15 protein-coding genes and 1 pseudogene are annotated in these 12,629 nt (G+C 33.4%); 4 read left to right on the top strand and 12 right to left on the bottom strand.

Translation table 11 applies throughout. The features are described from left to right. Positions 1 to 10: 10 nt before the first annotated feature. From VF726_RS04425 to VF726_RS04415, 3 genes are all read right to left on the bottom strand, one after another. Positions 11 to 955 (bottom strand): alpha/beta hydrolase, encoded by a 945-nt coding sequence (locus VF726_RS04425; protein ID WP_440166153.1) that lies wholly within the window; start codon positions 953 to 955, stop codon positions 11 to 13. A 207-nt stretch (positions 956 to 1,162) separates the two neighbouring features. Beyond that, positions 1,163 to 1,618, bottom strand: coding sequence for a DUF3939 domain-containing protein (locus tag VF726_RS04420; protein ID WP_098102941.1), 456 nt, complete (start codon positions 1,616 to 1,618; stop codon positions 1,163 to 1,165). A 107-nt stretch (positions 1,619 to 1,725) separates the two neighbouring features. Next, positions 1,726 to 2,169 (bottom strand): Dps family protein, encoded by a 444-nt coding sequence (locus VF726_RS04415; RefSeq protein WP_000105195.1) that lies wholly within the window; start codon positions 2,167 to 2,169, stop codon positions 1,726 to 1,728. Between the two features lie 241 nt (positions 2,170 to 2,410). Between VF726_RS04415 and VF726_RS04410 the strand changes: the two genes are divergently transcribed. After that, the gene (locus VF726_RS04410; RefSeq protein ID WP_000370194.1) at positions 2,411 to 3,451 is read left to right on the top strand and encodes a YkvI family membrane protein; all 1,041 of its coding nucleotides are present in this window, start codon (positions 2,411 to 2,413) and stop codon (positions 3,449 to 3,451) included. 36 nt (positions 3,452 to 3,487) lie between these two features. Here VF726_RS04410 and VF726_RS04405 read toward each other — a convergent pair whose 3' ends face one another. The 5 genes from VF726_RS04405 to VF726_RS04385 all read right to left on the bottom strand — a co-directional run bounded on the left by VF726_RS04405 (position 3,488) and on the right by VF726_RS04385 (position 8,565). Then, entirely contained in the window at positions 3,488 to 3,856 is a 369-nt protein-coding gene (locus VF726_RS04405) for a DUF3979 family protein (protein WP_440166150.1), read from the bottom strand. A gap of 296 nt (positions 3,857 to 4,152) precedes the next feature. Then, positions 4,153 to 4,458, bottom strand: a complete 306-nt coding sequence (locus VF726_RS04400) for a hypothetical protein (RefSeq protein WP_151630723.1) — start codon at positions 4,456 to 4,458, stop codon at positions 4,153 to 4,155. 160 nt (positions 4,459 to 4,618) lie between these two features. Continuing rightward, positions 4,619 to 6,601 carry a HAMP domain-containing methyl-accepting chemotaxis protein gene (locus tag VF726_RS04395; RefSeq protein WP_440166148.1) on the bottom strand — a complete coding sequence of 661 codons (1,983 nt, stop codon included), beginning with the start codon at positions 6,599 to 6,601 and terminating at the stop codon, positions 4,619 to 4,621. A gap of 204 nt (positions 6,602 to 6,805) precedes the next feature. Beyond that, the gene (gene rsgA / locus VF726_RS04390) at positions 6,806 to 7,855 is read right to left on the bottom strand and encodes a ribosome small subunit-dependent GTPase A (RefSeq protein WP_440166146.1); all 1,050 of its coding nucleotides are present in this window, start codon (positions 7,853 to 7,855) and stop codon (positions 6,806 to 6,808) included. Positions 7,856 to 8,037: 182 nt separating this feature from the next. Beyond that, positions 8,038 to 8,565 (bottom strand): DinB family protein, encoded by a 528-nt coding sequence (locus VF726_RS04385; protein WP_440166144.1) that lies wholly within the window; start codon positions 8,563 to 8,565, stop codon positions 8,038 to 8,040. 196 nt (positions 8,566 to 8,761) lie between these two features. Here VF726_RS04385 and VF726_RS04380 point away from each other — a divergent pair, with 196 nt between their 5' ends. Both VF726_RS04380 and VF726_RS04375 read left to right on the top strand, forming a co-directional pair. Beyond that, complete coding sequence (locus VF726_RS04380; RefSeq protein WP_000426320.1) at positions 8,762 to 9,109, top strand: DUF4257 domain-containing protein; 348 nt, start codon at positions 8,762 to 8,764, stop codon at positions 9,107 to 9,109. Positions 9,110 to 9,193: 84 nt separating this feature from the next. Continuing rightward, a complete protein-coding gene (locus tag VF726_RS04375) occupies positions 9,194 to 9,418 on the top strand; it encodes a hypothetical protein (protein WP_000162604.1) in 225 nt (74 codons plus the stop codon). Positions 9,419 to 9,464: 46 nt separating this feature from the next. On the opposite strand, the pseudogene VF726_RS04370 reads toward VF726_RS04375, so the two are convergent. The 3 genes and pseudogenes from VF726_RS04370 to VF726_RS04360 all read right to left on the bottom strand — a co-directional run bounded on the left by VF726_RS04370 (position 9,465) and on the right by VF726_RS04360 (position 11,967). Beyond that, positions 9,465 to 9,664 (bottom strand): annotated as a pseudogene (locus tag VF726_RS04370) (hypothetical protein). Between the two features lie 142 nt (positions 9,665 to 9,806). Continuing rightward, on the bottom strand, positions 9,807 to 10,982 hold the full coding sequence (locus tag VF726_RS04365; protein WP_440166141.1) for an MFS transporter: 1,176 nt from the start codon (positions 10,980 to 10,982) through the stop codon (positions 9,807 to 9,809). Positions 10,983 to 11,031: 49 nt separating this feature from the next. Further along, positions 11,032 to 11,967 carry an aldo/keto reductase gene (locus VF726_RS04360; RefSeq protein ID WP_440166139.1) on the bottom strand — a complete coding sequence of 312 codons (936 nt, stop codon included), beginning with the start codon at positions 11,965 to 11,967 and terminating at the stop codon, positions 11,032 to 11,034. A gap of 108 nt (positions 11,968 to 12,075) precedes the next feature. On the opposite strand from VF726_RS04360, the gene VF726_RS04355 reads away from it, so the two are divergent. Next, positions 12,076 to 12,384, top strand: coding sequence for an ArsR/SmtB family transcription factor (locus tag VF726_RS04355; RefSeq protein WP_098760569.1), 309 nt, complete (start codon positions 12,076 to 12,078; stop codon positions 12,382 to 12,384). 118 nt (positions 12,385 to 12,502) lie between these two features. Here the strand turns inward: VF726_RS04355 and VF726_RS04350 are convergent, their stop codons facing one another. After that, complete coding sequence (locus tag VF726_RS04350) at positions 12,503 to 12,625, bottom strand: hypothetical protein (protein WP_440166137.1); 123 nt, start codon at positions 12,623 to 12,625, stop codon at positions 12,503 to 12,505. Positions 12,626 to 12,629 lie beyond the last annotated feature (4 nt).

The following is a 12,629-nucleotide window of genomic DNA, read 5'->3' as shown; positions in this document are numbered from 1 at the left end:
CCCTTTCTTACTACTTATTACCTTTGGCTTCTATGTAATCAATAGCTTCTTTTAATAGCTCTTCAAATCCCTCAGGATAATCATGATTTAAATTAGGCACAATTTTATACTCATGTTCTATATTTTTATCTCTCAATAATTGTACAAATTGCTGCGTACATTCAAAACAATCTTCATCTTGATCCCCGCACACTATATATCCCTTTATATGTTTATCTTGTAGCACTTCGAATAACTCATTCCATTCTTCAACCTTTGGAAGCCACGGCGCCATAAAAATAAAACCATCTACATCTATATCTTTTTGTAAAATTGTATACAAAGCTACTCTTGCACCAGCAGAAAAACCACCAATTATTACACTTTCTATTGTATGATTTTCTATAAACGTAACGTAATGCTCTTTTAATTCCTCTTTCCCTCTATGTATATCATCCCAAACAAATCCATCTGAAAACTGAATTTGTGAAGACTGTGGTAATGCTAACGTATAATCTTGATCCAAAACAGATTTCCAATATGGTTCTACTATTCCTATATTTTCTTGATCTCCGTGCATTGCAATAAAAAGTTTTTCTTTTTTCTTACCATCTATAAATTTCAAGTCTGCTCGTTCTGTTTTCTTTGCTAATTCTTCTCTCTCTTTACATAATTGAACCATTTTATGAAACTCTTCAAATTTATGTAGTGGTTTTAAATCGTCGTCGGAAATCAAATACTCATTTCCATACCAAAAACCCTTTTCTATAATGGCTTCTTTCATTAATTGCAACGCTTCTTCTTCAAGTCCTGCTGCACCCGCTAGTGCATATTTGAAATTATATATTTGCGCCTCATTTCCCACTATTCCTTTCGCATACTCCATTATATAGGTGTACGCTTCCAAACTTCCTTCATTTGCATAACGATGTAACGTTTCATTTACTAATTGAATGTAAGTCATACTATTTTTCATACACCCATTCCCCCGTAATCTTTTATAATATTTATTTCTCAAACCTTTATACCATTCTGTAATCACTGTATATAACTTACGCTAACAATACTTAATCATTATCCCTATTCGTCCAATAAGTTTAGTATAAAGTTTAATAAACTGAAAAATCAATATTTTTACAAACAAAAAAAGACAACAATATATTTATTGTTGTTTTCCATACATCTATCCACTTTTCTGTTTTTTTCTGTCTGGTTTACTTGAAACTAAATAATGTTTTTCTGAAATATATAAGTCTCTTTTTAATATACGATTTAAATACGGTCCTAATTTCATCCCGCATATAAGACGCTCTTCACTACCTTCAACAATCGGAAACATTTCTTTTTCTGTTACGTACTGATCTACTGCTTTTTGTACGATATCAATTTCTTTAACTAGGTTTAGATTTTCTTCTGTATGTTCAAATACCTCAAGCGTTTCCTTCGTAATAAGAAAACTATTTGTTGGAAATGCAAGTAAATATGGCTTTAACAAATCATAATTTACTGTATAATCATCATTTACTAATACTGTATAAACGATATTAGCATTCTTTTCTAGAAACTTAGCCATCGCTTGTTCTAATTCATCTTTCGTAATTTCACGCTCTTCTTTTCCAGTTCTGAAAAAGCGAAACATCGCATCGCCTCCTTTTTTACTATATTATAGCATAAAAGAAAACTGAAAAATTACAAAAAAAGTCATTGAACAAATTTTTCAATGACTATTTCTTAATAAACTTCTATTTATTTTAAGAACGCACTTAACATCCATACGTGTTGTTCTAATGTAGTATGAATGGCTAATAACATGTCCGCTGATGTTTCATCGCCAGCTTCGCCAGCAACTTCCATGCCTTCTTTTAATTCTTGAATAAGTGCAGAGTAATCATTCACTAATGTTTGCACCATTTCTTCTGCTGATTCCTTGCTTGTCCCTTCACTCACACTAGATGTTGCAAGATATTCTTTCATTGTCGCTAGCGGTTTACCTTCCAACGCTAAAATACGTTCTGCTAATTCATCAATATTTGTTCCAGCTTCATTGTAAAACTCTTCAAATTTCTCATGTAATGTAAAGAAGTGTGGTCCTGTCACATACCAGTGATAATTATGTAGTTTCACATATAACACATTCCAGTTTGCTACCTGCTTGTTTAATACTTCAACAACATTTGTTTTCGTACTCATACAATCCACTCCTCTTATCATTTCATAATGTTTATCTTTTAATAACCTAGTTACATGTTACCATACATTTCCTATCCTTTCGAACGATTGGCTCATATGTAACAAAGTTTTAACACCTTTAATACTTCCCTAATATCTTTTAATTCATGTATGTTTTCAAACACTTCATACGTCTAATTGTCCAAGCTCATACATATGCATAATAGTAAATCAAGCTCATCGTAGTAGAAAGAGGGATAACATGGACAATCAACAATGGCAAGTAGCAAAGAAAGTCGCTGCTACTTATATTGGAACAGTCGTTGGAGCTGGATTTGCTACTGGACGAGAAATTGTTGAATTTTTTACAGTGAACGGATTTTATGGAACAATTGGCATATGTGTAAGTGGATTTTTTTTTATTTGGCTTGGCACAAAAATGATGTTACTTTCATCACAAATCGGTGCATTTTCAGCGCAAGAATTTAACAAATATTTATTTGGAGATGTATTTGGAAATGTTGTAAATACACTATTATTACTCGTATTATTTGGTGTAACGAGCGTTATGTTATCAGGAGCTGGAGCGGTATTTGAAGAGCAACTTCGTTTACCAAGACAACTTGGCATTTTCATTACAGTGATTGCTTGTCTCATTATAGGTAGTCGCGGATTACAAGGTGTTTTTGAAGTAAATACACTTGTCGTACCTATTATGATGATTTTTATTATCGGACTTGCTATTACAACTTTTTTTCACGGTACAACTCCTATTAGTAACACTATTCCAGCAGAAAGCTGGAATATGAAATGGATCACTAGTCCTATTACATATGTCGCCTTAAATCTTTCTCTCGCCCAAAGCGTTCTTGTCCCGTTAGCCAGTGAAGTAAAAGATCGAAAGGCCATTTTATGGGGCGGTATTTTAGGTGGGGCAGGACTTTCTTTAATTTTATTATGTAGCCATTTAGCTATCTTATCAGTCGATCAATTTTATCAATATAATATCCCAATGGCTGAAGTCATAAGAAAGTTCAATGCAACTTTTCACTTTTTCTTTGTTCTTATCATTTTCGGTGAAGTGTTCACAACATTAGTTGGCAATGTGTTCGGAATGACGAAACAAATGCAATCCATCACCGGATGGAAAAATAACAATATTATTTTCTTTATTTTACTAATTAGTTATTGCTTTAGTTACGTTGGCTACAGTGAATTACTCCACATTCTATATCCTATAATCGGATGGGTCAGCATTATTTTACTTCCGATTATTGCGTTTAAACAACTTCAAAAAACATAAAAGAAGCATCCATGTTATTGGATGCTTCTTTTATGTTTATTCACAATCATTACATACTTCCCAGTACGGCCCCATTTCCAGTGCTAAATATGGCTTTAATTGCAAGCGAATCATCCGACTAGGCATACGTTCTAAAACGAATTGAATTCCTTCTTCCTCTTCGTCTAATTCAACTTTTGAAATCGCAATTCTTTGCATAGTAGAAATAGGCATTCCATCTTTATATAAAGTGATTTTCACCTCATCATATTCATTAAAATACAATTCAACACTCATTTGATTTTTCAACATTTCATCAACAATTTCAAATTTATCATTTCGTTCCTGGATTATATATTTCCAGCCACCTCTACCTTCTTCTTTCGGAGCTGCTTGAAATAATGTCATCAAATCCTCATATAGCATAAGATAACCCCTCTCTTACTAAAAAACGATGAGTATTTTATATACCCTTTATCTCTATCACTATCCATATGTATTGTACCATATATCGCCGTTTTTACCGTATTCATTTGCTTCACATATACATATAAAACACCTAATTCTGTCTCCATTACTATATGAACTGTCTCTTATTTCAATACTTAATTACACTTCAAAAGCTTTTATATATTATCAACCATAAATAAATGATTTTTTTCTCCATCCTCCCCTTTTTATTTGCTCACAACAAAAAAGGAGAGTGACTTATATCACTCTCCTTAAAAGAATTTCCCAGTAGCCGCTAACGCTAATACTAGTATTAAAATTGTAAATAATAATGATACAATGAAACTAAAAATAGGTAATGCTTTCTTTTCATCCTTCTTAAAGAGTAACTTTAAACTAAGAAAGATGTTTACTGGTACAAGTATAAAATAAAAATATTTAACAATTTGCACCGAACTATTAGAAAGTGTTTTTAAAATAAACACTTCAATTAGAAAAACAATAAAAAATGAAATACTTAACCAAAATGAGACATAACTAAGCCAAGAATGTCTTTTGGTCCCCCAATAAACTCCCATAGTAATCTCCTTTATTTATATTCTACATGATTATAATTATACACAAAGTTAACAAATACCTCTATTTTTCGACAAACATTATACAAAATATGCATTTACATAATAAAAACAGACTACTCCCAAATAGCATACTGCTACTTTGGTGATAGTCTGTCCTCTGTTACACTTTAAATCTTTCAATTAACCCTTGTAACTCTTCAGCCATTTGAGATAACGTACCCGCCGCGGAACTAATCTCTTCAATGGAGGCTAGTTGTTCTTCTGCTGATGCTGCAACGTTTTGAGTACTCGTCGCATTATTCTGTGCTGTCATTGCAATTTGACCTACTGAAATAGACACTTCATTTGCACCTTTTGACATCCCATTAGCCGTTTCAACCATCGTTTTAATTTGATCTGCAATTTCATTTGTAGATTGTAAAATCTCAGTAAAGTTTTGCTTCGTTTCATTCGCAATAACAAGTCCAGATTGAACCTCTTCATTTACATGTCCCATAGATTTTACCGTCTTACTCATATCATCTTGTATTTCACATATTAATTTACTAATTTCACTAGAAGATACGCTAGACTTCTCTGCCAATTTACGTACTTCATCTGCAACGATTGCAAATCCTCTTCCGTGCTCTCCCGCTCTTGCAGCTTCAATCGCTGCGTTCAAAGCTAAAAGATTTGTTTGATCTGCAATATTTTGAATTACTTCTAGTATGTCACCAATTTGTTTTGATTTATTATTTAATAACTGTATAACTTCATCTGATTGTGAAACAGATTCTGCAATAGACTGCATTTGAGTTACTGTTTTTCCTACCAGTTTCCCGCCATCTTCTGCCTTTTCACGAGTATGAGCAGAAGCTGAATTAATAGATGATGAACTATTTGCTACATGCTGAATTCCTTCTGTTACATCAAATAGTAACATGGCACCATTTTCTACACTTGTCGTTTGCGTTGTTGCCCCGCTCGATATTTCATCCATTGCCATTGTAATTTGCTCTGTCGCTTCACTCGCTTGTCTTACACTTGCCGTTAGCTCTTCTGATGCTGCTGCAACATGTCCAGCCGAAGTATTAATTCTTCCAATTAACGTCCGCAATGCATCAGTCATCTCATTAAATCCTTTTGCAAGTTGGCCAATTTCATCATTAGAATGAATATCAATTGTTTGCGTTAAATCTCCCTCACTTATTTCTTTAGAAGTGGCAACTAATCTTTTTAATGGCTTCGTAATAGAAAGTGTCACAAAATAAATAAGAGCCCCGCCTATAACTAATGAAATGAACATAACAATTAACATATTGTAAAATACAGGCTGCGCAGCTTCAATTACTTCATTTGAGTACATCGTCCCGCCAATTTTCCAACCCGTTTTTACATTTGTAGCAAATACCATTTGCTTTTCGCTACCATCATACGTATATGAAAAAGCACCATGATTATCTTCATAAATTTTCTTCGCCCAAGAATCAGCTGCTTTTTCTCCTGATTTTTCTTGAGGATGTGCAATTATTTTTTGTTTCCCATCTAAAATGAAAGCATATCCTTTTTTACCAATATTGATTAACTTTGTTGTTTTTAATAAATTATCTAAACTTAAATCTATTGCTACAACACCGTTTTTATCTTCTGCTTGTTTTGCAATCGTTACGACAATATGTCCATTTCCTTTCGCCTTATACGGCTCAGTAATGACAATACCACCTTGTTTTGCCACAGCATCTTTATACCAAGAACGTTCTGTTGGATCATAGTCTGCTGCCATTTGTATATTTGGTTCTTGTACAAATTTTTTATCATTGCCAGCAACATACACTTGTTCAACATCTTTATTTAAGTTGATATATTGAGATAACATTTTTCTTAATTCATCTTGATTATCCCCTTGATACATATTACCTTGAATCACCCGTGCAAAATTATTTACATCATTAAATTTTGCCTCAATCATTTGATTGATTAAATTATCTAATATTTTTATATTGTCGTGAGCACTGCTCGTAATTTGTGATTCAAAATTCTTTTTAGCCGTTTGATAAGACATGCCTCCGATAATAGAGACAGCCGCAATTAAAATGACAAAAAATGAAATTAGTAGTTTTTTTGCTACTTTCATATCACGAAACCAATTTAATATTCTACCCATTACAAACCTCCTGCTTTTCAATTTCAAAAGTTAAATCTAGTTAATTACAAATATTTCCCATTCCCGAATTATTATTTTCATAACCTATTATGATGAATACTTTGTAAAGTTTAAACAATTAACTTCTCTTTGTCCATATATATGAATAATATTATTATAAAATTTACAAAAGCAAAAAACCAAAGGGAACCACCCTTTGGTTTTTTACATTTTTTTATGCTGTTTAGAAATCTTTTTCCACTTATCGCGCTCTGCTCTTGCAAGAATAGCATCTTGTTTTCTCATAAAATATGCCAGTTCTCTTTGTAATTTTTTATAACTTTGCAAACGATTTATCGTAATAATTCCGTTATTTATTGCATGATGCACTGCGCACCCTGGCTCATTTTCATGCTTACAGTCCCTAAAACGGCACGCTTTTGCTAATTCTTCAATATCAGAAAATGTTGTTTGAATTGCATCGCTTCCTTCCCAAAGCTGCAACTCCCTCATACCTGGAGTATCAATAACTAAACTACCACTCGGTAATCGGAACAATTCACGATGAGTTGTCGTATGCCTCCCTTTACTATCTTCCTCACGAATATCTCCCGTTTTTGCTACTTCAAGTCCTATGAGTGCATTTAACAAAGTGGATTTTCCAACCCCCGATGATCCGACTAAAGCAATTGTTTTTCCTGAAGAAACAAATTGCTGCAACGATTCAATACCAGCATGCTCTAGACTATCAACAACGAAGATTGGAACACCAATTGCCACAGATTCCGTTTCAACAATTTTCTGTTCCACGTCTTCACATAAGCTACTCTTTGTTAAAACAATAACAGGCATTGCACCGCTTTCATACGCTAATAGTAAATAACGTTCTATTCTTCTTACGTTAAAATCATGGTTAAGTGCATTTACTAAAAATAGATAATCTACATTTGCTGCTATTACTTGTTCTTCCGTTCGATTACCAGCCTCTTGTCTAGAAAAAGAGCTTCTTCGCGGAAAAATACGATGAATAATTGCTTTCTTTTCATACTCTATTTTCTTTATATACACCCAATCACCAACCGCTGGATAATCTCCCTTCGTTACTGCTTCATGCCGAAACTTTCCAGACAGCTCTGCCATATATTCACCATCATTACAAATAATTCGATATATATGTTTATGCTCAAGTAAAATACGCCCTACTTCAAAGTTCTCTACAGCTTGTTCCTCAAAAAAAGAATCCCATCCGAACGATTCTAAAATATTTTGATTCAAATTGATATCCTCCCTAGTTTAAGCTAAGCGGAAGGATCGTGCGCTCCCTTATATAGTCTCGCCCTTTCCATCCACCTTTGTATTTGTTTTATTATTCATATAAGTTATTTTCACCATAATACATCACCCCGTTCTCATTTTAATTACTCTCATTATATGGAATATTTATTTAAAAAGCTACCTTATTTAACGTAATTTTCAAATAATTCATTTTTCATCATTCTAATTTGTCCACGGTGATTAATCTCATCTTCTATCACATGAAACCACAGATAGTGCCGGTTATAAACTACACCGTTAGGCCACTTTCTTTCTGACATAAGCCATTCATCATCTTGTTCACTCAAATACTTCAGAGATTCTTCTCGAACTTTTTGCAAAAGTTGTACATAATACTGTATTTCATGTCCGCGAATCGTTCTCCCCGATTCCCCTAAATACAGTGCGTCTTCCCATATTTTTAATTCTTCTTTTGTAAAGTCACGCTCTTGAAATGAAATAAGTTGATGGGCTTTTTCTATAGCTGCTATATGCTTTAGTAACGCTCCAATGGAATTCCCTCCACTCGGTATAATTAAATCTAATTGCTCAACTGATAGATCTTGTATTTCCTGTAATGTTACAGCCCTCGTATGCTCCAGCATACTTACTAATCCCCCTATATTTTTTGTATAACCATCTACACTTCTTATTCGATAATCTATATTCATCTCACGCACCCCTTTCTACATTCATATTAAGGAATAACCTCTTAATATAATAGACTGAGATATATCAGATTTTTCTGTTATAATTAAATTGAATATAGAAAAAAACCAAACAAACTTTCTCAATATGCTTCTATGAAATATTAAAAGGAATCAATATAAAATAATCGAATCTTATTCACTAAAAGGAGTGGATTCGATGGAAATGTATCAATGGCTAACTGCTGTTCTCGTTGGTGGCATTACCGGTTTCGTTTCCCATCTAATCAATAACCAAGGTAAGTTATTGCTTCCACGCCGTTTGAAAACTTTTTTTCACTTTGGGTTTTTGACTGATATTTTCACTGGCAGTCTAGCTGCACTTCTTGGACTCGTTTTATTCGATGTTACCTTAATAAAGGAAATTATTAAAGTATCCATTGTGACTGCTATTTCCGGTCAAACTTTCTTACTGCACCAAGCGCTTGGTGGTGAGCAGGCTAAAAATACACAAATTGGGAAAGCTGATGAGAAGATTCAAGAAATTGACAAATTATTACGACGTTAGTCTATACTTTCTTTAAAAATTATTGCTATAATAAACAATAAATATTTTCTATTGCGTCGTTTGTCAGAAGAAAGGGTGTTTCGTATGACAAAAAAGAAAATAGAAGATTTCTTAACAAACACTGAAAAAGAGGAACTGCTAGAAAACTATAAATGTTTACGAGAAGCCCGCACAAAAAGCGAAGCTAATTATTTTGGTGAAGCAGTAGACCATCTATTAAATAAAGCAAAACAACGAATTATTAAAGATGCAGGCATACATGATGAAAATGCGGCAACAGTTCAATCAAAGAGAAAAGCACTGTTTTAGTTACATTAGCTAAAACAGTGCTTTTTATTACGGTATTTTTTCACATCTATTTCACATCTATTTCACAAATATAAGTAGTCCTATATGCTAAACTAAGTATATCCTTTTCCAAGGAACTATATGCCGATATATGAATCCCTATTTTTATAGGGATTTTTTATTTTTTGGATTCCTCATAACTTTGTTACAATACCTTTATACTATTTGTCTATTTTCTTTAAGCTTTGCACTCAAAGATCCCTTCATGTATTATTACTCTACTAATATTGATTTCATATGTGGTTTCTAAGTGCTATTTTCATTGATAGACTAACCGCACTTCTTGCACTCGTTTTATTCGATGTCACCTCAAACAATAGATAAATCCCTTTTTTTATTTATACAATCTTCATGATGCAATTCCTGTCTCACAATCTTCATTAAGCTTTTCACTTCTTCTAAACAGAAACAAAGCTACTACATATAGTAACGCAGTAAAACTACCTATAAGTATAAAATTGTGAGATGCTGCAAATAACGTTCCTGCTATTGCCGCTCCAATCATTTGACCAATATACATAGAAGCATTTGCAAGCGCGGCTCCTGTTCCTCTTGCTACACTAGACATGTTTTGTAAGTGCCTCATCATTAATACAAACAAAATTCCTGTCACAAAAAACAAAACAAAGAACAATAACTCCACCAATACAATGTTCTTTACATGAGGAAGTAATACATATAGCACTGCTGTAAATACAATTCCACCATAAAAGGAAAGGTTATAACCAATTTTATTTACGATTCTAGGGCCAAAAATATTCCCTGTTAAATTTCCTAATCCTAATACGAGCATAGCTGTTCCTATTTCATGAACTTGTAAGCCAAATTGAATGGAAAGCCATACGCCAAAGAATGAAAATGCTGCAAAATTACCTGTTTGAAAAACAAAATATGCAAAATAAGAAAGTGAAACCTTTGAATCAGTAAGTAATTGTTTATAACGCTTTAAGATGTTTGTTTTACTTCCACCTATATGAACCGGTTGTATTTCTGGTAATACTACATATATAAGAATGACAAGTAGTACTGATAATAGACCAATAATGAAGAATGGTGTTGTATAGTGTATCATTGCCAAATACGCCCCAACTGGCAGCCCTAAAATTTGAGAGATTGCTAACCCTGCTGTTGCAATTCCAATTGCCTTTACAATTTGCTCCTTCTCTATAAGGAGCGGAATAGATGCCCACACTTGTGGAGATACAAAGGCTGCACTTACACCTGCTAAAAATCTAAATGCTAGCATCCATCGAAAACTCGGTGCCACTCCACATAAAAACGTACTTAACGCAAAACAACTCATTCCTATTACCATTACTTTTTTTCTGTTTAAACCATCTGATATAGGACCAGCAATAAGCGCAAATCCAGCGTATCCTAAAGCATATGAACTCACCATCCACCCTGATAGCTCAGTTGAAACATGATACACCTGTTGTAATGTCGGTAAAAGTGGTGAAATTAAGAATGTATCTGTACCTATCATAAACATTATCGTAAAGAATACAGCTAGTACTCTTTTCATTTAAACCTTCTCCTTTTATATAAAAAGAGGGAAGTACCCCTCTTCTCAACTAATCTTCTAAAATAAATTCAATTTCTTTCATAGCCTTTTCATTCAATGAAACTTCCACCGCTCTTACACTTTCTCTTATTTGCTCCGCTCGTTTCCCACCAGGAATAACAGTATCAATTCCTCTTTGGTTTAATAGCCACGCTAAAGCTAAATGTGATACTTCAAGATTCATTTCTTTAGCTAAGCCTTTTAACTTCTCAACTTTTTTAAAGTTGCTCTTATATGTATTTTCTTCAAATAGATTTACACTTTGACGCCAATCTCCTTCGTTCAATTTAAAATCTTCTGTATATTTTCCGCCTAATATCCCAAATGCAAGAGGCCCGTATGGAATAAATGAAATACCTGCTTCTATACAATACGGCAAAAGTTCTTTCCCAGCAGCACGATCCAACATATTATACGGTGATTGTACAACATCTATATGTCCGTGCTGATTCGCTTCTTTTAATTGCTCTACGTTTATGTTAGATATTCCAATTGAACGAATTTTTCCTTCTTCTTTTAGACGAGTAAGCTCTCCAATTGAATCTATGTAACTTGTTTCTGGATTTGTAAAATGTAAATAATATAAATCAATATAATCAATTTGTAATCTTCTTAAGCTATTTTCCACAGCATTTCTTAAATAGCTTCGTTCATTATTTATATAAACCTCCCCATTTAATAACGGCTGTATTCCACCTTTTGTAGCAAGTACTACTTCGTCGCGTTTTCCTTTCAATACATCTCCTACTAATTCCTCTGATCTACCGAAACCGTATGAATCTGCTGTATCAAAAAATGTAATCCCTTGCTGGATAGCTTCTTCTATTAATCGTTTTCCTTCTTCCTCATTCACATCAGCATATAAATTATGTCCCCCTACAGCGTTTGTTCCTAACCCCAACTTTGAAATATTTAGTCCTGCCTTCTGTAATTTTGTATATTTCATTTTTTCTCCCCCTATATTTCTATTGTTCGAATATATTCGAACAATAGAAATATACCACTTTATATGTTATAGTGCAAACTATATTAACTTATGCAAGCAGGTGAAAAAATGCGTACTCTCTATCATCCAAACCGAGAAGAAATTCAATTCTCTTCTGTTTTATACGCACTTAGCGATCAAATTCGTTTACAAATTGTAACGATGCTACTAGAGAAACATGAACAATCTTGTGGTGCTTTAAACATTCCCATTGCGAAATCAACGTTATCTCACCATTTCAAGGTTTTACGTGAATCCGGTGTTATGTATACACGCCTTGAAGGAACACAACGTTTCATTTCAATTCGTGAAGATGACTTAAATGCTAGATTCCCCGGTTTATTAGACGTCGTATTACATGCAACAGAACCATACTAAAAAACATCTCATATTCTTATGAGATGTTTTTTATTTTTGCTATTCTTTTAGCAACTTGAATCAATCGGGAACTTGTTCATCACACACTTAGAAGATATGCGTTTCATTCTTTCTTACTTTATTTTTGTTCTGGATCTCCTTTGGACACTTTAATTATTTGATTACATTTAATACACATCATTAATATAGGCCCACCTATCTGTTTCAATTCCTGTAGTTGCTTATGCGCACACTTCCCCATATTA

It is taken from the genome of Bacillus sp. Brlt_9 (genome assembly GCF_051948935.1).
GTDB lineage: Bacteria > Bacillota > Bacilli > Bacillales > Bacillaceae_G > Bacillus_A.
The sequence above is the reverse complement of the archived record's forward strand: the minus strand, read 5'-3'. Positions and strand labels throughout refer to the sequence as shown.